Below are 18,921 nucleotides of genomic sequence, written 5' to 3' on the forward strand. Positions count from 1 at the left end.
TACGCGTACGGGTGGGTCAGCTGTTGCCGGAGGCGAGCTCGCGGCTGCGGTCGCGGGCAGCTTCGAGGGCGGCGATCAGGGCGGCGCGTACGCCGTGCTTCTCCAGTTCGACGATCGCGTTGATGGTCGTGCCGGCGGGGGAAGTGACGGCCTCGCGGAGCTTGACGGGGTGCTCGCCGCTGTCGCGGAGCATCACCGCGGCGCCGATGGCGGCCTGGACGATGAGGTCGTGGGCCTGTGCGCGGGGCAGGCCGAGGAGGATGCCGGCGTCGGTCATCGCTTCGACGAGGAAGTAGAAGTAGGCGGGGCCGGAGCCGGAGAGGGCGGTGGCCGCGTCCTGCTGGGACTCGGGAACGCGCAGGGTCTTGCCGACGCCGCCGAAGATCTCCTCGGTGTGGGCGAGGTGCTCGGAGGTGGCGTGGCTGCCGGCGGAGATGACGGACATGGCCTCGTCGACGAGGGCGGGGGTGTTCGTCATGACGCGCACCACGGGGGTGCCGGGGCTGAGGCGCTCCTCGAAGAAGGAGGTGGGGATGCCGGCGGCGCCGCTGATGACGAGGCGGTCGGCGGGGACGTGCGGGGCGAGCTCGTCGAGGAGCTTGGCCATGTCCTGCGGTTTGACGGTGAGGATCAGGGTGTCGGCGCGCTTGGCGGCCTCGGCGTTGGACACGGCCTCGACCCCGTAGCGGGTGCGGAGCTCCTCGGCGCGGTCGCTGCGGCGCGCGGTGACGAGGAGCTTGGAGGCGGGTCGGCCGCCGCGGATCATTCCGCTGAGCAGGGCCTCGCCGATCTTGCCGGTACCGAGGACTGCGACTGTCTGGGTCATGCCCGATTCACCTCGCCGAACTGTTCTTCCGCCTGGGCTGCGTAGACGTGGGCGTACGCGTACGTGTCCTCATCCTTGCACCCGGGCGGGGCGCGGGGTCGCGGTGTCCGCAGTGCGGTCAGGGGGCGGTCAGGGGGTGCGGCGGCGGAGGGTGGCGGCGCCGAGGGTGAGGACGAGCAGGGCGCAGGCGGCGACGATCACGGTGTCGCGGACGAAGTCGGCGGTCATGTCGGTGTGGGTGAGGACCTGGGTCATGCCGTCGACGGCATAGGACATGGGCAGGGCGTCGGAGATGCCTTCGAGTACGGGGTGCATGGTGTCGCGGGCGGCGAAGAGGCCGCACAGGAGCAGCTGGGGGAAGATCACCGCCGGCATGAACTGGACGGCCTGGAACTCGGAGGCGGCGAAGGCGGAGACGAAGAGGCCGAGGGCGGTGCCGAGGAGGGCGTCGAGGAGGGCGACGAGCAGGAGCAGCCAGGGGGAGCCGACGACGTCGAGGCCGAGGGCCCAGAGGGCGAGGCCGGTGGCGAGGAGGGACTGGACGACGGCGACGGCGCCGAAGGCGAGGGCGTAGCCGGCGATGAGGTCGCCCTTGCCCAGGGGCATGGCGAGGAGGCGTTCGAGGGTTCCGGAGGTGCGTTCGCGCAGGGTGGCGATGGAGGTCACCAGGAACATGGTGATGAGGGGGAAGATCCCGAGCAGTGACGCGCCGATGCTGTCGAAGGTGCGGGGGCTGCCGTCGAAGACGAAGCGCAGCAGGGTGAGCATCAGGACGGGCACGAGGACCATCAGGGCGATGGAGCGCGGGTCGTGGCGGAGTTGGCGCAGGACGCGGGCGGCGGTGGCGGCGGTGCGGGCGGCGTTCATCGGGTCTGCTCCTGGGCGGGGAGGGCGCGGGCCTCGTCGACGAGGCGGAGGAAGCCCTCTTCGACGGTGGCGGAGTGGGTGCGGGTGCGCAGGGCGTCGGGGGTGTCCTGGGCGAGGATGCGGCCCTCGCGCATGAGGAGCAGGTCGTGGCAGCGCTCGGCTTCGTCCATGACGTGGGAGGAGACGAGGATCGTGGCGCCGCGGGTGGCGGCGATGTCGTGGAAGAGGTTCCACAGGTCGCGGCGCAGGACGGGGTCGAGTCCGACGGTCGGTTCGTCGAGGACCAGGAGCTCGGGGGTGCCGAGCAGGGCGACGGCGAGGGAGACGCGGCTGCGCTGGCCGCCGGAGAGGTTGCCGGCGAGGGCGCCGGCGCGGCTGGTGAGGTCGACGTCGGCGATGGCGCGGCTGACGGCGTCGGCGCGGCGGGTGGCGGCGGCTCGGCCGGGGTCGAGGATCGCGGCGAAGTAGTCGAGGTTCTGGCGGACGGTGAGGTCGTCGTAGACGGAGGGTGCCTGGGTGACGTAGCCGATGCGGGAGCGGAGGTCGGGGTGGCCGGCGGGGCGGCCGAGGACGTCGAGGGTGCCGGTGACGTGGGCCTGGGTGCCGACGATGGCGCGCAGGAGGGTGGATTTGCCGCAGCCGGAGGGGCCGAGGAGGCCGGTGATGCGGCCGCGGGGGACGTCGAAGGCGATGTCGTCGATGACGGTGCGCGGGGTGCGGCCGGTGCCGCGGCGGACGGTGAGGCCGTGGGCGTGCACGGCGGCGGCGTGCACGGCGGCGGTGGGCGCGGTGGCGGTAGGCGCGGTGGCGGGGTGCGCGGTGGCGGTGGGCGCGGTGGCAGGTTCCGCGTCGGCCGGTTCTGCACCGGCCCGGTTATTCATCATGTGATGAATAATGCTCCTGCCGGTGCCGGGGCGTCAATCACCGGGGAAGCTACTTCTTGCGCTTGGGGCGGCGGGCGGCCGGGTTCCCCGTACGGGTGCTGCGGCGGCGCTCGTAGTCGGCCAGGGCGCGCTCGTACTCGGCGCGGCGGAGCTTCTCGCCGGGGGCTTCGACCAGGCAGCGCAGGGAGTAGGCGATGAGGGAGCCGATGAAACCGATCGTCTTCAGGCCCTTGAGGGCGGCCTCGTCGGAGGACGGGGCCGGACGCCGGTTGTAGGAGTCCCAGGTCTTGATGAAGGCGATGGAGCTGGCGATCGCGAAGAGGACGACGACGGAGATGCTGAGGAAGGGGCCGACGTTGCCGATCTCCAGGCCCTCGTAGGACAGGCGCAGCAGGACGGCTGCCGCGGTGGCCGTGACGAGGGAGCCGACGGCGAGGGCGGCGCGGCGCAGGCCGTAGCCGCTCTCGCGCTTCACCCAGGTGGTGCCGAAGTAGCGGATCGGCTCGGGCTGCGGGCCGGTGGGGACCGTGGGCCCGGAGGCGGCGGACGCGGTCGAGGCCGCGCGGGCCGAGGCCGCCCGGGCCGGGACAGCCGCGTCGGCCGCCGGTCCGGCGGGGGTCTGGTCTCGCTGGTCGTCGCTCACAGCAGCGATTATCCCCCGCCGGGCCGGTCGCGCCGGGTGTGTCTCACGTGTCAGACGGGTCGTGTGCGAGGCACGTGGCGTGTGTGGCGCTCCGCCGCCGGCCGGTCAGCCGCAGCGCGTGACCACGAAGCCGTCGCTGCCGGTCCGCACGTACGCGTCGGAGACGAACCGGCCGTTGCCGACGCAGTCCCAGATGTCGCTCGTGCCGTACGGGCCGGAGACCGTGGTGCCCTCCGTCTGGCAGCGCAGCGTGACGGTCGCGCCGAGCGGCAGGACGTCGATCACCGAGTAGCTGGTGCCGGGACCGCTGCGGACGTTCAGCCGGTAGCCGGGGGCGACCGGATAGGACGGGTAGCCGGAGCCGGCGGCCAGGCTCTGGACTTGGCTCGAATCGTTCTCCACCGACATGCGAAATCTCCCCCCATGGGCGTTGCCGTGCGCAACTCGCGCAGGGTAGCAGGACCTTGGAGATGCCCGACCGTCATCGACTAGGCTCCGGCGGGGGTGGTGAGCGGTGCATTCGCTGCGCGCGGACTACGCGGGCTTTCCGGAGTACGCCGGGCAGTACCGGCTCGAATCGGTGCTCGGCTCCGGAGGGATGGGCGTCGTCCATCTCGCCACGTCCGGCTCGGGGCTGAAACTCGCCGTCAAGATCGTGCATGCCGAGCATGCGGTGGACCCGGAGTTCCGGGCGCGCTTCCGGCAGGAGGTCGCGGCCGCGCGCAGGGTGAGCGGGGCGTTCACCGCACCAGTCGTGGACGCCGACCCCGACGCCGAGCGGCCCTGGATGGCCACCCTGTTCATCGACGCGCCGACGCTCGCCGAGCGGGTACGGGAGCGGGTGCTGGACCGCACCGAGCTGGCCCGGCTCGCCGCCGGACTGGCGGAGGCGCTGCGGGACATCCACCGGGCGGGCGTGGTGCACCGGGACCTCAAGCCGAGCAACGTGCTCATGGCACCCGACGGCGTACGCGTCATCGACTTCGGGATCTCCCGGCCGGCCGACAGCGACCTGCGCACCGAGACCGGAAAGCTGATCGGGACGCCGCCGTTCATGGCGCCCGAGCAGTTCCAGCGGCCCCGCGACGTGGGAACGGCCGCGGACGTCTTCGCCCTCGGCGCGGTGCTCGTGCACGCGGCGACGGGCCGCGGGCCCTTCGACTCCGACAGCCACTACCTGGTGGCGTACCAGGTGGTGCACGCTGAGCCCGATCTGACCGGGCTGCCGCGGCAGCTCGTACCGATCGTCGAACGGTGCCTGGCCAAGGATCCGCAGGAGCGGCCGACCGCGGCGGAGCTGATCGCCGAGATGCGTGCGGTCGCGTACCCGACCGCGGAGGACACCCAGGCCTTCATCCCCCAGCCGCGCAGGCCCGACGGGGCCGAGCTGCTGACCCACCGCAGGGAGCGGGTCCCCGCCGGGCCGGAGCCCCGGGCCCCGCGCCGGCGGCGGGCGCGGGTCGCGGTCGCTGCGGGGGTCGGGCTGCTGCTCGGGGGCGGCGCGGTCGGCGGGTACCTGCACTTCGGTACGGCCGCCGGTTCGTCGTCCGCGCAGATCGCCGGGAAGGCGGATCCGGCTCACGCCCCGAAGGCCTTCGCCCCCTGGTCGGTCCCCCTGGGCAAGCCCGGCACGGGCAGCCGGATCGGCGCCTGCTCCTGGCACGCGGAGGCCCTGTACTGCGCCGGGCCCGGGCTCGCCGCGGCCCGGCTCGACCCGGCCGACGGTACGGCGGTGTGGGCGGTGGAGGCGGACGCGTCCGGCCTGGCGAAGGGGGCGGCCACACCGGGTGCGCCCCTGCACACCGGCGGGCTGGTCCTCGTCGTGGTGCCGGGCGGTGAAACGCTCCGGGCGCTGGACCCGGCCACGGGCGCCGAGCGGTGGCGGCACCGGCTCCCCGCGGGTGCGCAGGCGGTGGCCGCGGGCGCGCAGGTACTGCTGGCGGGCACGAACGGCAGCGTCACCGCACTGGACGCGGCCGCCGGGACGACGCGCTGGACCCGGCAGATCGCCGGGGTCGGCTCCGTGTGGTGGACCGGCGGCGGGACGGAGGGCGGCGGCGCGCCCGCACTGTACGTGGCGACGCCCGACGGCAGCGGTTCCACGCAGCTCGCGGCGGTCGACGCGGCGACCGGAAACGTCACCGGCCAGTTCCGTACGGCGGGGCGGCTGCGGCCGGTCGGGGCGGCGGCCGGCGGGCTGTACCTGGTGGACGTCGACGCGTCCGGCCGGACCGGCGCCGTCGTACGGGCCGACCTCTCGGCGCGGACGGCACAGCGGGTGCGCCTCACGGCGCCGCTGTTCGACGCGGAGGCGGCGGTGGACCGGGACGGGGTCACGTACCTGTTCGGGACCTCCGGCGCGCTGGTCGCGGTCGGGTCGGACAAGGAGCGGTGGCGGCGGGAGACGGGCGTGACGGTGGCCTCGCGCCCGGTGGTCGCCGACGGCCGGGTCCTCCTGACGGCGCCGGACGGCCGGCTGCTGGCCGTCGACGCCGCCGACGGCCGGCCGGCGGGCCAGACCAGGCCGCGGATGGCCGAGGGCCGGGACACCTACGCGTCGACGCTGCCCGCGCCGGTGGCCGGCGGCGGGCGGGTGTTCGCGGGCGCGCCCGACGGGTCGGTGTTCGCGGTGGACGCCGCCGACCCGGCCCGCTGGTGAGACGCGGGCGCCCCCGTACCGGACGGTGCGGGGCGTCGCTGCCGGTGGCCGGCCGGGTCAGCCCAGCCGGGTGACGTCGCGGACCGCGCCCTTGTCGGCGCTGGTGGCCATCGCGGCGTAGGCGCGCAGGGCCGCGGAGACCTTGCGCTCGCGGTTCTTCGGCGCGTAGACCCCGCCCAGGGCCTCATGGCGGGCGGCCAGGGTGGCCTCGTCGACGAGGATCTCGATGGACCGGTTCGGAATGTCGATGCGGATGCGGTCGCCGTCCTCGACCACGGCGATGTCACCGCCGGACGCCGCCTCCGGGGAGGCGTGGCCGATGGACAGGCCGGAGGTGCCGCCGGAGAAGCGGCCGTCCGTCACCAGCGCGCACACCTTGCCCAGACCGCGGCCCTTCAGGAAGGAGGTCGGGTAGAGCATCTCCTGCATGCCGGGGCCGCCGCGCGGGCCCTCGTAGCGGATGACGACGACGTCGCCCGCCTTGACCTCCTTGCGCAGGATCTTGTCGACGGCCTCGTCCTGCGACTCGCAGACGACCGCCGGGCCCTCGAAGGTCCAGATCGACTCGTCGACGCCGGCCGTCTTCACGACGCAGCCGTCGACGGCGATGTTGCCGCGCAGGACGGCCAGGCCGCCGTCCTTGGAGTACGCGTGCTGCACGGAGCGGATGCAGCCGCCCTCGGCGTCGAGGTCGAGGGCGTCCCAGCGCTCGGACTGGGAGAAGGCCGTCGCGGAGCGAACACAGCCGGGGGCCGCGTGCCACAGCTCCACCGCGGTGTCGGACGCCGTGCCCGAGCGGACGTCCCACGTGCCGAGCCAGTCCTCCAGGCCCTCGGAGTGGACCGTCGTCACGTCCTTGTTGAGGAGCCCGCCGCGGTGCAGCTCGCCGAGGATGGCGGGGATGCCGCCGGCGCGGTGCACGTCCTCCATGTAGTACGTGCCGCCGGGCGCGACGTTCGGTGCGACCTTGGCCAGGCAGGGGACCCGGCGCGAGACGGCGTCGATGTCCTTGAGGTCGTAGTCCAGACCCGCCTCCTGCGCGGCGGCGAGCAGGTGCAGGATCGTGTTGGTGGAGCCGCCCATGGCGATGTCGAGGGCCATGGCGTTCTCGAAGGCCTCGCGGGTGGCGATGCTGCGGGGCAGGACGGACTCGTCGCCGCCCTCGTAGTACCGCTTGGTGATTTCCACGACCGTGCGGCCGGCGTCCTCGTACAGGGCGCGGCGGGCCGTGTGCGTGGCGAGGACCGAGCCGTTGCCGGGGAGGGCCAGGCCGATGGCCTCGGCGAGGCAGTTCATCGAGTTGGCGGTGAACATGCCCGAACACGAACCGCAGGTGGGACAGGCGTTCTCCTCGATGCGGAGCACGTCCTCGTCGGAGACGTTCTCGTTGGAGGCGTCCACCATGGCGTCGATCAGGTCCAGCTTGCGGACGGTGCCGTCGACGAGGACGGCCTGTCCGGCCTCCATCGGGCCGCCGGAGACGAACACGGCCGGGATGTTGAGGCGCATGGCGGCCATCAGCATGCCGGGGGTGATCTTGTCGCAGTTGGAGATGCAGATCAGGGCGTCGGCGCAGTGCGCCTCGACCATGTACTCCACGCTGTCCGCGATGAGGTCGCGCGACGGCAGGGAGTACAGCATGCCGCCGTGGCCCATCGCGATGCCGTCGTCGACGGCGATCGTGTTGAACTCGCGGGGGATCGCGCCGGCCGCGCGGATGGCGTCGGAGACGATCCGGCCCACGGGCGCCAGGTGCGTGTGGCCGGGGACGAACTCGGTGAAGGAGTTGGCGACCGCGATGACCGGCTTCCCGATGTCCTCGCTCGCTACGCCCGACGCGCGCATCAGGGCGCGGGCACCCGCCATGTTGCGGCCGTGGGTGACGGTGCGGGACCTCAGCTCGGGCATGCGGTTCACTCCCCATGAGTGCGGCAGGCCGTGCGGTCGGCCGCGACTGCGGATATGGCTCAGATACGAGGCTACGCCCACCGCCCGCGATCCGGACGGACTGTCCGCATGGCGGGACGGGCGGCTCAGTCCTCGGTCAGGTACCGCTGAAGCGTAGGGGCCACGAGCCCCACGATGTCCTCCGGGTCCGCCGACGCGAGGGGCTCGACCTGGAGGACGTAGCGCAGGATCGCGATGCCGACCATGTGGGAGGCCGCCAGCTCGGCGCGGAACGTCGGGTCGGGCACGTCCAGGTCGGCGGCCACCCGCTCCAGGACCCTGCGCAGCACCAGCCCGCGCAGCACCTTCGCCGCCGCGTCGTGCGTGAGCGCGGACCGGATCACCGCGAGCAGCGGGGCCCGGGTGACCGGGTTCTCCCACACCCCGAGGAAGTAGCGGGCCAGGCGCTCGCCGATGCCGTCGGGCCCCTCGCCGAGGACCGCCGGCACCACCAGGGCCGGCTCCATGCTCATCTCGATGGCCGCGGCGAACAGATCGTCCTTGCTGCCGAAGTAGTGGTGCACCAGCGCCGGGTCCACGCCGGCGACCTTCGCGACGCCGCGCACGGACGTCTTGTCGTAGCCGCGCTCCGCGAACACCTCACGGGCGGCGAGCCGGATGCGCTCCTGGGTGCCCGGCCCCTCCTCGGCCTCGTCCTGGCGGGGCCGGCCCGGACCCCGCCGGCGCGGCGTACTCTCCCCGGTCACGGCCGGCGGGCCCGGTCGTGCCCGGCGGCGGCCAGGTGCAGGCGGGTGAAGGCCAGCGCCTCGGCGAGGTCGGCCTCCCGCTCCGCGGAGGACATCGCGCGCCGCGTGTTGACCTCGATCACCACATGGCCGTCGAAGGAGCTGCGGGCGAGGCGTTCCAGCAGCTCGGCGCAGGGCTGCGTACCGCGCCCCGGCACCAGGTGCTCGTCCTTGGCCGATCCGTTGCCGTCGGCGAGGTGCACGTGGGCGAGCCGGTCCCCCATCCGGTCGATCATCGCGGTGGCGTCGGTACGGGCGGTCGCGGTGTGCGACAGGTCGACGGTGTAGTGCCGGTAGTCGTCCTTCGTCACGTCCCACTCGGGGGCGTAGGCCAGCATCTCGCGGTCGCGGTACCGCCACGGGTACATGTTCTCCACGGCGAACCGGACGTCGGTCTCCTCGGCCATCCGCCAGATGCCGGACACGAACTCCCGCGCGTACTGGCGCTGCCACCGGAACGGCGGGTGCACGACGACGGTGGACGCGCCCAGCCTCTCGGCCGCCGACCGGGCGCGCTGGAGCTTGACCCACGGATCGGTGGACCACACGCGCTGGGTGATCAGCAGGCAGGGCGCGTGGACGGCGAGGACCGGCACCTGGTGCTGGTCCGACAGGCGGCGCAGCGCGTCGATGTCCTGGCTGACGGGATCCGTCCACACCATCACCTCGACGCCGTCGTATCCGAGGCGTGCGGCGATCTCGAAGGCGGTCGCCGTGGACTCCGGATAGACGGAGGCGGTGGACAGGGCGACCTTCGCGGTGGGAATGCGGACGGGTTCTGCCACCAGGACAGGGTACGGGGCCCGCGCCCGCCCGGTACGTGACGGCCGCCACGCCGCCTCCACTTCCGGCCGTCAGACGAGCCGGAAGAACAGCGTGTCCTGGGTGTACCAGTCGAGGTCCCTCGTCGCCCGCTGCCACTCCTTGTGCTCGGCTTCGAGTACGTCGAGGAGCTCCTGCACGTCGTAGCGGAAGTCGGGGTCCATCCGGTCCAGCACGGCCCGGTACGCGTCGGCGGCGGCCCCGGCCTTCGCGAGCGGCAGGTGCCCGATGGCCGGGTACCCGTCCACCGACCAGGGGATGAACGGGAACTCGTCGGGCGGCCCGCCGTAGAGGAACCCGTGGGGCAGCAGGTCGGCGGGCACGCCGAGGCGGCGCATCTCGTCGTCGACCAGTCCGAAGAAGGTGCTGGGCATGGAGTACGTGCCCAGGTGCGAGCCGTCGGAGGCGTTGCAGTCGATGACGAACTGCAGGGCGGTGGTGTAGGCGTTGCCCGCGCAGGCCGCGTCCGAGTCGGTGTGCCCGGCGATCAGGTGCTCCAGGGCGTCGGGAACGGACAACCCCCAGTCCAGGCCCTGCCGGTCGAGACGGTCCTGGTAGTCCCGTGCGCGCCCCCGCATGAGCTCCAGCCGCCGCAGCTGATCCGCCGTGAGCTCGCCCTTGCCGCCGAGGTAGGCCAGCACGTGGGCCTTGTCCGCCGTCGAGTACGAGATGTTGTGACTCATGCCCCCATCCTGCCGACGCCCACCGACAGTGCGGTGGCGCCCGGTGGCCCGGTCAGGACTCGGCGGCGGGCAGGAGGACGACGGGGCTGGCCGACGATGCCGACCGGGTTCACCGGCACTCAGTGGCGCACCGCCTTGCCGCCGACGGAGGCTCACTCGCCCAGGAAGGTCTTCCGCCATTCCAGCGGGGACATGGTCAGCGCGGCTTCGGCGAGAGCCTGCGCCGAGGCGGTCTTCAGACTGCTCAGCGAGGTGTCGATCCAGTCCTGCACCAGGCTGTAGCCCTGGGCCCGGTACTCGACGGCCTGCACGAGACACTCCAGCTTGTCGGCGTCCTTGGCGACGATCGCCTCGGGGGTCTCACCACTTTCGTACTCGCCCACCACCCGTTGCACGCCCTCCCGCACCGCCGGGTGTGCGGCAGCGACCTGGTCGGCGGTGACCGTCTCGTTCGTCGCCGCGTCGATGTATCGGCGCCCGATGTGCGGGATGTCGCCGATCCGGGTCTCCTGCGTGTCGTGGAACAGACACATCAATGCCACCTTGGCAGGGTCCACCCCCTCCATCATGGCCAGGACGGCACCGACGATGCCGACGCGGAAAGAGTGCTCTGCGATCGACTCCGGCTGGTTGTTCCCCGTGAACCACCAACCGGTCCGCTTGGCGTTCTTGAGCACACCCATCTCGAAGAGAAACCCGGCCGTACCCTGCGCGTCGGCCTTCTCGTCTGCCATCTGGTGACCCTCCAGTTTCAGATTCGATCACGTAGAACGTAGTTCACAGTGCTCAGTTCACGGCGGGATCTTTCGGATATGCGGCCCCCGTCCAGCAGCCGCTCGGTACGCTCTGCCAGGTCGCACACCAGCAGGGCCGACGCCTGCACCAGCCACGGATGGGTCGTCAGCAGAGCCCACAGCGTGTGCGCATACAAGTCCACATAGCCTGCCGCTTCGTGCAGGCCGTACGTCAACCCTCGCAACAGCGTGACCGGATGAGCCCGGCGCAAGCCCCGTCCTTCAGGGCGGGGTAAGCCGGAACGGTCCGCGGAGCGAAGCTACAGCGGCCGGCGCTGTTGCTCGATGTACTGCCGCACCACCGTGAGCGGGGCGCCGCCGCACGAGGCGGCGAAGTAGGACGGCGACCAGAAGTGCCCGTGCATGAGCGCCCGGTTCACGCGGCCGGTGAAGTCCCGGCGCAGGATGCGGGCGGACACGCCCTTGAGGCTGTTCACGAGGCCGGACACGGCGACCTTCGGCGGGTAGTGGACCAGCAGGTGCACGTGGTCGTCCTCGCCGTTGAACTCGATCAGCTCGGCCTCGAAGTCCTCGCACACCTTCCGCATGGTCGCCTCGCACACGGTCAGCATGTCGTCGTTGAACACACCACGCCGATACCTGGTCACGAAGACCAAATGCACGTGCATCGCCGAAACCACGTGCCTGCCACGCCTCAACTCGCCATCGGTAGCCATAGACCAAATGGTAGGGTCACGGCTGTGCAGCTCCGGTACAACTTCCGCGTGTACCCCGAGCCCGCCCAGCGCCACGCGCTGGCCAGGGCGTTCGGGTGCGCCCGGGTGGTCTTCAACGACGGCCTGCGGGCCCGTCAGGAAGCCCACGCGGCGGGACTGCCGTACATCAAGGACACCGACCTTCAAAAGCAGGTCATCACCGCCGCGAAGCGCACCGGTGAACGGGCGTGGCTGGGCGAGGTGTCCTCCGTCGTGCTGGTGCAGTCCCTGAGGGACCTGCACACCGCCTACCGCAACTTCTTCTCCTCCGTCACCGGCAAGCGCAAAGGGCCGAAGGCCGCGCCGCCCCGCTTCAAGTCCAAGCGGGACAACCGGCAGTCGATCCGCCTCACCGCCAACGGGTTCAGCCTGCGCGAGAACGGCCGCCTGTACGTGGCGAAGGTCGGGGACCTGCGGGTGCGCTGGTCGCGCCCGCTTCCGACCGCCCCGACCTCGGTCACCGTCACGATGGACGCGGCCGGCCGGTACCGGGCCTCGTTCGTCGTGGACACCGAACCCGAGTTCCTGCCCGAGACGACCGCCGAGGCCGGCATCGACCTAGGACTGTCGGCGTTCGCGGTCCTCTCCAACGGGCAGAAGATCGCGTCCCCGCGCTTCCTGCGCCGCGCCGAGCGCAAGCTCAAGCGGTTGCAGAAGGACCTCAGCCGCAAGGCCAAGGGGTCGAAGAACCGGACCAAGGCCCGCGTCAAGGTCGCACGCCAGCACGCCCGCGTCGCGGACCGGCGCCGGGACTGGCACCACAAGGAATCCACGCGCATCATCCGCGAGAACCAAGCGGTGTACGTGGAAGACCTCGCGGTGTCCGGCCTCGCCCGCACCCGCCTCGCCAAGTCCGTGCACGACGCCGGATGGTCGTGGTTCCTCGGCATGCTGGAGTACAAAGCCGCCAGGCACGGCCGGTACTTCGGCAGGATCGGCCGCTTCGAACCGACCTCCCAGGTCTGCTCGGCCTGCGGCATCAAGGACGGCCCCAAACCCCTGCACGTCCGCGCATGGACGTGCAAGGAGTGCGGGACCGTCCACGACCGCGACGTCAACGCCGCACGCAACATCCTGGCCGCCGGACGGGCGGACAGGCTAAACGCCTGTGGAGCGCCGGTAAGACGGGCATCCGTGCCCGCACAGCGCCGTGAAGCAGGAAGCCACCAGAAGGGCCAGACGGCCCAGGCTGGAATCCCCGTCCTTTAGGGCGGGGAGTACGTCAACGCTACGAGTACCTGCCGCACCCTCTGCTGCGACAGCGCGTGCGCGACGTGGCGAGTGGCGTCGAGGGCGAGCTGATGGCCGTGATCAACGAGGACGTGTCGACCTCGGTCCGCCCCTACTGGGTGGAGCTTGCCTATGTCCGGGGCCCGTCCGGCCGGGAGTTCTCCACCGCAGTGGGCAACATCGAGCCGGCCGGCCCAGCCCCGACGAGGGGCCGGACGCGGTCAGGCCGAAGCGCGTAGCGGTCGACGGCGGCCCATGCCCTACCCCACCCCAAAGGCCTGCTGACGCGGTCGGACCGAAGCGCGTGGCGATCGAGCGCGGCCTATGCCCAGCCCAAGAGGTTCGCAGACGCCGCATCACTGGAGCGCGTAGCGATCTGGGGCGCCTCCGGCTGTGCCCGGGCGGCGCCGACCGCCCCGGGGATTTCTCGATGGCCGGCCCGTTCCTTCGGGGGCTTCCCGGCAGTCTTTCGGGTTTCCGTGGCGGGACGGGCGGTCAATGGTGGAGCGCAGCGACATCGCGAAGCGACGCGACCGGAGGGAGCGCCGTTGAGGGGCCGGCCCGACACGGAGAGACGATGGGACTGCCGGGAAACCCCCGAGACCGTCCTGGCCGCCGACCCGCCGCAATCCCGACCCCCGCAGCCCCCGAGCCCCCCTACTCCGCGCCCGCGCCCGCCCCCTGCGTCGGGAGGTGGTCCAGGCGGCGGAGGATGACGCCCTCGCGCAGGGCCCACGGGCAGATCTCCAGCTCGTCCACCCCGAAGAGGTCCATCGCGGCCTCGGCTACCAGCGCGCCCGCCAGCAGCTGGCTCGCCCGGCCCTCCGAGACCCCCGGGAGGGTGCAGCGCTGGGCCGTCGTCATCTCGGCCAGCCGCGGCACCCACTCCTCCAGGGCCTTGCGGCTGAGGTCGCGCTGCACGTACAGCCCCTCGCCCGAGCGGGCCGCGCCCGCGATGCGGGCCAGCTGCTTGAACGTCTTCGACGTCGCCACCACATGATCCGGCGCACCGAACCGGTTGAACTCGCGGACCGTCCGGGCGATCTCCGTCCGCACGTGCCGCCGCAGCGCCCGCACGTCGACGGCGTCCGGCGGGTCGCCCGGCAGCCAGCCCGCGGTGAGGCGACCCGCACCCAACGGGAGCGAGACGGCCGCGTCCGGGTCCTCGTCGATGCCGTACGCGATCTCCAGCGAGCCGCCGCCGATGTCCAGGACCAGCAGCTTGCCGGCGGACCAGCCGAACCAGCGGCGGGCGGCGAGGAACGTCAGCCGCGCCTCGTCCTCACCGCTCAGCACCGGCAGGTCGACGCCGGTCTCGGCCTTCACCCGGGCCAGGACCTCGTCGACGTTCGGAGCCTCCCGCACCGCGCTGGTCGCGAAGGGCAGCACGTCCTCGCAACCCTTGTCCTCGGCGGCCCGCACCGCCCCTTCGACGACCGCGAGCAGCCGCTCGACACCCGCGGGGGTCACGGCGCCGGTGTCGTCGAGGAGCTCCGCCAGCCTTATCTCCACCTTGTGCGAGTGCGCGGGCTGTGGGCGCGCACCGGGGTGCGCGTCCACCACCAGCAGATGGACCGTGTTCGAACCCACATCAAGGACACCGAGTCTCATAGGGGGAAACGCTACTGCGAGGAACACTCAGGGGTTGTGTAAGGGGCGCTTAGGCTTGGGTTTGTGCCAAATACGAAGAAGGCCAACAAGACCCGGTCGCAGAAGGACACGGGCAAGAACCCGATCAAGAGCACGGGCGGCGCCAAGGGCCTCAAGGCCGGGAAGGTGAAGGCCGTGGCTGACGAGAAGGGGCTCGACTTTCCCCGGGCCTGGGTGGAGTTCCCCGACCCCGCCGACGACGAGCAGGTCTTCCGCTGTGACCTGACCTGGCTCACCTCCCGCTGGACCTGCATCTTCGGAAGCGGCTGCCAGGGCATCCAGGCCGGCCGGGCCTCGGACGGATGCTGCACGCTCGGCGCGCACTTCTCCGACGAGGACGACGAGAAGCGCGTCGCGGAGCACGTGGCCCGGCTGACGCCCGAGTTGTGGCAGTTCCACGACGTCGGCAGCGAGAGCGGCTGGACCCAGAACGACGACGACGGTGAGAAGCAGACCCGCCGCTGGGACGGCGCGTGCATCTTCCTGAACCGGCCCGGCTTCCCCGCGGGGGCCGGCTGCTCGCTGCACATCCTCGCGCTGCGGGAGGGCCGGGAGCCGCTGGAGACCAAGCCGGACGTGTGCTGGCAGCTGCCGATCCGCCGGACGTACGACTGGATCGACCGGCCCGACGACACCCGGGTGCTGCAGGTGTCGATCGGCGAGTACGACCGCCGCGGCTGGGGCCCCGGCGGCCACGACCTGCACTGGTGGTGCACGTCGGCGACGTCCGCGCACGGCGCCGGCGACCCGGTGTACGTGTCGTACCGCGCCGAGCTGACGGAGCTGATGGGCAAGGAGGGGTACGAAGCCCTCGTGGAGCTGTGCGAGGCCCGGCTGGCGTCCCTGCTGCCGATGGCTCCGCACCCCGCGGACCCGGCTCTGTAGCGTCCCAGGTATCTCCCCAGGTCAGCCGCCCCCGGGTCCCGTCGGGTCCGGGTCCGGCGCGGGCGGGGCCGTTCCGCCCGTGCCGTCCGTGGGGGACGGCGCGGGCGTCGGGGACGGCGGCGGGCTCGTCGGCTCCGTCGGGGACGGCGTCGGCGTGGGCTCCGGCGTCTGCTCCGGCGTCGGCGACGGGCTCGCCGGCTGCGTCGGCTCGGGCGGTGCGGTCGGTGTCGACGCGGGCCGGCCGCGGCCCCGGATGGACACCACCGCACCGCCCGGGTCGACCCCGACCCGGGCGGTCCAGGCGCCGACGGGCTGCGCCTCGGAGTCCACGGCGATGTGCAGGGTGACCGATTCTCCGGGCGCGAGCGTGCCCGCGGTGCGGCTCGCGCGCAGCCAGGGCGCGTCGGACCAGAGCCGCCAGTCCACCCGGGCGCCGCCCGAGGCCGTGAGGGTGAGCAGGGTGAGGGCGCCCCGCGAGGACGCGGCCACGGAGAGGCTGCCGGGCGTGCCGGCCTGGGCGGGGGTGGCCGGCGGGCCGGTGCTGATCACCTCGACGGATACGTCGGCGGAGTCGCCGCTCTCGGCGAAGCCGGGGATGGGGGTGGTCCCGGTGGCGTTCCCGGTGTTCTCGTACGCGGTGAGCGGGTGGCCGCCCACCCGGACGGTCGGCAGCTCGGTCTCGCTCGCGGAGATACGGGTGGAGCCGGTGCCGACGGACTCGCCGGTGCCCTGCTCGCCGCGGTACGAGGCCCACAGCGCCAGGACCGGGGCCGCGACGACGGTGGCCACGACGGTGGTGGTCACGGCGCGGGCCCGCAGCCGGTCGCGGCGGGCGGCGCGGTCCCTGGGGTCCATCGGGAAGCCGGTGCGGTCGAACCGCGGGCCGGGGCCGCGGCCCCGGCCGGAGCGGAGCATCGCCGCGTGGACCGCGGTGCGGGGTGCGGGTACGAGGGGCAGTGCGGCGGTGTTGACGCCGCCCGAGCCGGGCCAGGGGGCCGCGGCGCCCACCCGTTCGGCGACGCGGCGGCAGCGGGGGCAGTCGTCGACGTGTCGGACGAGTTCCGTGCGCAGGGTGCCGGACAGCAGCACGTCGCCGCCGTTGCCGTTGCCGTCCGCGTCGCCGCCGGTGAGCTGGGAGACGCTGGGGCAGCCGCCGGTCTCGACGACGGCGAGGGCGGCGCGGGTGCGCTCCACCTCGCAGGCGGCGCCGGTCAGCAGTTCCCGGGCGGCCGCGGGGGGCGTGCCGAGGACGGCGGCGAGTTCGGGGACGCCGAGGCGGTGGCGGACGGCGAGTTCGAGTGCCTCGCGCTGCGCGGGCGTGGTCCCCGCGGCCTCTGGCCAGGCAAGACGGGCCAGCTCGGTACGGCGGTAGGCGCTGACGTCAAGCCGGCGGCGGGCTTCTGCGGCCGTGCAGTCGTCCGCTGCGCCCCCCAGCGCACATTCACGCCCATTGTGCTCCGGCGCACGCTTGGCGGAATGCGCTCCCGGGCGTACGCGCCGCTGCTCGGCCAGGCGGCGCAGGCAGCCCCAGCGGGCGAGCGCGTACAGCCAGGCCCGCCGGTCACCCTCGTCGGGGCAGCGCCCGGGATGGCGCTCGGCCACGGCGAGGACGTCTCCCAGTACGTCGGTGGCGGTGTCGTGATCGCAGAGGACCGACAGGCAGTAGGTGAACAGGCCGTCGAGATACGGCTCGTGCCGGAAGGGGCGCGGCGCCTCCTCTTCCTGGTGCGTGCGCCCGTGCGCCCGGTGTGCGCCGGTGCGCGGTGAGGGTGGTGCCTGGTCGCTGCTGTTCACCTGGCGACCGTAGGCGGCGTGCCGGGGGCGCCTTGGAAGCCTTTCCCGGTTTTAGCCCTTATGGGTGAACAGATTGCGGGCACGCTGACGGCGGGCCTGACGGGCACGGCTGACGGACGCGGCTGACGGCCCGGCCCCGGCGGCGGAGCGCCCCCGACCCACACCGCGGCCCGGGCTGTCGGTGCGGGCGGCTACCGTGAACGGCATGGCTGCCCGCACCGCTCGTTCATCCGCCAAGGACCGTCCGTCCTACCGCTGCACCGAATGCGGCTGGACGACGGCCAAGTGGCTCGGCCGGTGCCCCGAGTGCCAGGCCTGGGGCACCGTCGAGGAGATGGGGGCACCCGCCGTACGGACCACCGCGGCCGGCCGGGTCTCGACCGCCGCGCTGCCGATCGCCCAGGTCGACGGGCGGACGGCGACCGCGCGCAGCACCGGGGTGGACGAGCTGGACCGCGTCCTCGGCGGCGGGCTCGTGCCCGGCGCCGTCGTCCTCCTGGCCGGCGAGCCCGGCGTGGGCAAGTCGACCCTGCTGCTGGACGTCGCGGCGAAGGCGTCCAGCGACGCGCACCGCACGCTGTACGTCACGGGTGAGGAGTCGGCGAGCCAGGTGCGGCTGCGGGCCGACCGCATCAAGGCGCTGAGCGACCACCTGTACCTCGCGGCGGAGACCGACCTGTCGGCGGTGCTCGGGCACCTCGACGCCGTGAAGCCGTCCCTGCTCATCCTGGACTCCGTACAGACCGTCGCCTCCCCCGAGATCGACGGCGCGCCCGGCGGCATGGCCCAGGTGCGCGAGGTGGCGGGCGCGCTGATCAAGGCCTCCAAGGAGCGGGGCATGTCCACCCTCCTGGTCGGCCACGTCACCAAGGACGGCAACATCGCCGGGCCCCGCCTGCTGGAGCACCTCGTCGACGTGGTGCTGAGCTTCGAGGGCGACCGGCACGCGCGGCTCCGGCTCGTACGCGGTGTGAAGAACCGGTACGGCGCGACCGACGAGGTCGGCTGCTTCGAGCTGCACGACGAGGGGATCACCGGGCTCGCCGACCCGAGCGGGCTGTTCCTGACCCGGCGCGCCGAGGCCGTTCCGGGGACCTGCCTGACCGTGACCCTGGAGGGGAAGCGGCCGCTGGTCGCCGAGGTGCAGGCGCTGACCGTGGACTCGCAGATCCCCTCCCCCCGGCGGACCACGTCCGGCCTGGAGACCTCGCGCGTGTCGATGATGCTGGCGGTGCTGGAGCAGCGCGGCCGGATCACGGCCCTCGGCAAGCGCGACATCTACAGCGCCACCGTGGGCGGGGTGAAGCTCACCGAGCCCGCCGCGGACCTGGCGATCGCGCTCGCTCTGGCCTCGGCCGCCAGTGACGTCCCGCTCCCGAAGAACCTGGTGGCCATCGGCGAGGTCGGCCTGGCCGGCGAGGTGCGCCGGGTGACGGGCGTACAGCGGCGGCTGGTGGAGGCGCACCGGCTGGGCTTCACGCACGCGCTGGTTCCGGCGGACCCGGGAAAGGTGCCGGCCGGGATGAAGGTCACCGAGGTCGCCGACATGGGCGACGCTCTGCGCGTGCTGCCGCGCGGGCGCTCCCGTACGCCGGCCAGGGAGCGTGCGGCGGCCGCCGAGTAGGCCCGCTCCGGGGCCGGGCCGCCGACCATGATCGAAGCACCCGGCCCGTCGTGATCGAACCGTCCGACCGGCCGGTCGCCGCGCTGGTCAGGGGGCCCGCACCGGCCCCCGCCGGGCCCTACCCGGCCAAGCCACGGCGGGGCCGCAGCGC

At 73.0% G+C, this 18,921-nt stretch carries 18 protein-coding genes; 4 read left to right on the plus strand and 14 right to left on the minus strand.

Features of this window, described 5'->3' with window-relative positions:
• Positions 1–16: 16 nt before the first annotated feature.
• The 5 genes from proC to BSL84_RS15655 all read right to left on the minus strand — a co-directional run bounded on the left by proC (position 17) and on the right by BSL84_RS15655 (position 3,628).
• Complete coding sequence (gene proC / locus BSL84_RS15635; protein ID WP_030030587.1) at positions 17–826, minus strand: pyrroline-5-carboxylate reductase; 810 nt, start codon at positions 824–826, stop codon at positions 17–19.
• Positions 827–955: 129 nt separating this feature from the next.
• Positions 956–1,693, minus strand: a complete 738-nt coding sequence (locus tag BSL84_RS15640; RefSeq protein WP_030030586.1) for an ABC transporter permease — start codon at positions 1,691–1,693, stop codon at positions 956–958.
• On the minus strand, positions 1,690–2,577 hold the full coding sequence (locus BSL84_RS15645) for an ABC transporter ATP-binding protein (RefSeq protein WP_078849260.1): 888 nt from the start codon (positions 2,575–2,577) through the stop codon (positions 1,690–1,692). The genes BSL84_RS15640 and BSL84_RS15645 overlap by 4 nt, the downstream gene beginning before the upstream one ends.
• Before the next feature lie 49 nt (positions 2,578–2,626).
• Positions 2,627–3,220, minus strand: coding sequence for a hypothetical protein (locus tag BSL84_RS15650; protein ID WP_045323951.1), 594 nt, complete (start codon positions 3,218–3,220; stop codon positions 2,627–2,629).
• Positions 3,221–3,325: 105 nt separating this feature from the next.
• Complete coding sequence (locus BSL84_RS15655; protein ID WP_030033237.1) at positions 3,326–3,628, minus strand: SH3 domain-containing protein; 303 nt, start codon at positions 3,626–3,628, stop codon at positions 3,326–3,328.
• A gap of 106 nt (positions 3,629–3,734) precedes the next feature.
• Here BSL84_RS15655 and BSL84_RS15660 point away from each other — a divergent pair, with 106 nt between their 5' ends.
• Positions 3,735–5,879, plus strand: coding sequence for a protein kinase domain-containing protein (locus BSL84_RS15660; RefSeq protein WP_075970566.1), 2,145 nt, complete (start codon positions 3,735–3,737; stop codon positions 5,877–5,879).
• A 57-nt stretch (positions 5,880–5,936) separates the two neighbouring features.
• On the opposite strand, the gene ilvD is transcribed toward BSL84_RS15660, so the two are convergent.
• The 7 genes from ilvD to tnpA all read right to left on the minus strand — a co-directional run bounded on the left by ilvD (position 5,937) and on the right by tnpA (position 11,548).
• On the minus strand, positions 5,937–7,787 hold the full coding sequence (gene ilvD, locus BSL84_RS15665; RefSeq protein WP_030029201.1) for a dihydroxy-acid dehydratase: 1,851 nt from the start codon (positions 7,785–7,787) through the stop codon (positions 5,937–5,939).
• Positions 7,788–7,912: 125 nt separating this feature from the next.
• Positions 7,913–8,533 (minus strand): TetR family transcriptional regulator, encoded by a 621-nt coding sequence (locus BSL84_RS15670; protein ID WP_030029200.1) that lies wholly within the window; start codon positions 8,531–8,533, stop codon positions 7,913–7,915.
• Positions 8,530–9,357 carry a sugar phosphate isomerase/epimerase family protein gene (locus BSL84_RS15675; RefSeq protein ID WP_030029199.1) on the minus strand — a complete coding sequence of 276 codons (828 nt, stop codon included), beginning with the start codon at positions 9,355–9,357 and terminating at the stop codon, positions 8,530–8,532. The genes BSL84_RS15670 and BSL84_RS15675 overlap by 4 nt, the downstream gene beginning before the upstream one ends.
• 69 nt (positions 9,358–9,426) lie before the next feature.
• Positions 9,427–10,077 (minus strand): DUF7691 family protein, encoded by a 651-nt coding sequence (locus tag BSL84_RS15680; RefSeq protein WP_030029198.1) that lies wholly within the window; start codon positions 10,075–10,077, stop codon positions 9,427–9,429.
• 152 nt (positions 10,078–10,229) lie between these two features.
• Positions 10,230–10,811 (minus strand): HD domain-containing protein, encoded by a 582-nt coding sequence (locus BSL84_RS15685; RefSeq protein ID WP_075970567.1) that lies wholly within the window; start codon positions 10,809–10,811, stop codon positions 10,230–10,232.
• Between the two features lie 17 nt (positions 10,812–10,828).
• Positions 10,829–11,083, minus strand: coding sequence for a hypothetical protein (locus tag BSL84_RS15690; protein WP_075970568.1), 255 nt, complete (start codon positions 11,081–11,083; stop codon positions 10,829–10,831).
• A gap of 48 nt (positions 11,084–11,131) precedes the next feature.
• The gene (gene tnpA / locus BSL84_RS15695) at positions 11,132–11,548 is read right to left on the minus strand and encodes an IS200/IS605 family transposase (RefSeq protein WP_075970569.1); all 417 of its coding nucleotides are present in this window, start codon (positions 11,546–11,548) and stop codon (positions 11,132–11,134) included.
• 24 nt (positions 11,549–11,572) lie between these two features.
• On the opposite strand from tnpA, the gene BSL84_RS15700 reads away from it, so the two are divergent.
• Positions 11,573–12,796 carry an RNA-guided endonuclease InsQ/TnpB family protein gene (locus tag BSL84_RS15700; protein WP_075970570.1) on the plus strand — a complete coding sequence of 408 codons (1,224 nt, stop codon included), beginning with the start codon at positions 11,573–11,575 and terminating at the stop codon, positions 12,794–12,796.
• 678 nt (positions 12,797–13,474) lie between these two features.
• Here the strand turns inward: BSL84_RS15700 and BSL84_RS15710 are convergent.
• Entirely contained in the window at positions 13,475–14,428 is a 954-nt protein-coding gene (locus BSL84_RS15710) for a Ppx/GppA phosphatase family protein (protein ID WP_030032732.1), read from the minus strand.
• A 123-nt stretch (positions 14,429–14,551) separates the two neighbouring features.
• On the opposite strand from BSL84_RS15710, the gene BSL84_RS15715 reads away from it, so the two are divergent.
• Complete coding sequence (locus BSL84_RS15715; protein WP_045323960.1) at positions 14,552–15,352, plus strand: hypothetical protein; 801 nt, start codon at positions 14,552–14,554, stop codon at positions 15,350–15,352.
• A 21-nt stretch (positions 15,353–15,373) separates the two neighbouring features.
• Here BSL84_RS15715 and BSL84_RS15720 read toward each other — a convergent pair whose 3' ends face one another.
• Complete coding sequence (locus tag BSL84_RS15720; RefSeq protein WP_045323959.1) at positions 15,374–17,146, minus strand: BACON domain-containing protein; 1,773 nt, start codon at positions 17,144–17,146, stop codon at positions 15,374–15,376.
• A gap of 205 nt (positions 17,147–17,351) precedes the next feature.
• On the opposite strand from BSL84_RS15720, the gene radA reads away from it, so the two are divergent.
• A complete protein-coding gene (gene radA / locus BSL84_RS15725; protein WP_030030051.1) occupies positions 17,352–18,770 on the plus strand; it encodes a DNA repair protein RadA in 1,419 nt (472 codons plus the stop codon).
• The last annotated feature ends 151 nt before the right edge of the window (positions 18,771–18,921 follow it).

The sequence above is a fragment of the Streptomyces sp. TN58 genome, from assembly GCF_001941845.1.
GTDB lineage: Bacteria > Actinomycetota > Actinomycetes > Streptomycetales > Streptomycetaceae > Streptomyces.

Bases quoted from the DNA above. Each gene is read 5' to 3' on its own strand.
- radA (WP_030030051.1), top strand. From the start codon at position 17,352: ATGGCTGCCCGCACCGCTCGTTCATCCGCCAAGGACCGTCCGTCCTAC.
- BSL84_RS15710 (WP_030032732.1), bottom strand. From the start codon at position 14,428: ATGAGACTCGGTGTCCTTGATGTGGGTTCGAACACGGTCCATCTGCTG.
- BSL84_RS15645 (WP_078849260.1), bottom strand. From the start codon at position 2,577: ATGATGAATAACCGGGCCGGTGCAGAACCGGCCGACGCGGAACCTGCC.
- BSL84_RS15655 (WP_030033237.1), bottom strand. From the start codon at position 3,628: ATGTCGGTGGAGAACGATTCGAGCCAAGTCCAGAGCCTGGCCGCCGGC.
- ilvD (WP_030029201.1), bottom strand. From the start codon at position 7,787: ATGCCCGAGCTGAGGTCCCGCACCGTCACCCACGGCCGCAACATGGCG.
- BSL84_RS15685 (WP_075970567.1), bottom strand. From the start codon at position 10,811: ATGGCAGACGAGAAGGCCGACGCGCAGGGTACGGCCGGGTTTCTCTTC.
- BSL84_RS15680 (WP_030029198.1), bottom strand. From the start codon at position 10,077: ATGAGTCACAACATCTCGTACTCGACGGCGGACAAGGCCCACGTGCTG.
- BSL84_RS15640 (WP_030030586.1), bottom strand. From the start codon at position 1,693: ATGAACGCCGCCCGCACCGCCGCCACCGCCGCCCGCGTCCTGCGCCAA.
- tnpA (WP_075970569.1), bottom strand. From the start codon at position 11,548: ATGGCTACCGATGGCGAGTTGAGGCGTGGCAGGCACGTGGTTTCGGCG.
- proC (WP_030030587.1), bottom strand. From the start codon at position 826: ATGACCCAGACAGTCGCAGTCCTCGGTACCGGCAAGATCGGCGAGGCC.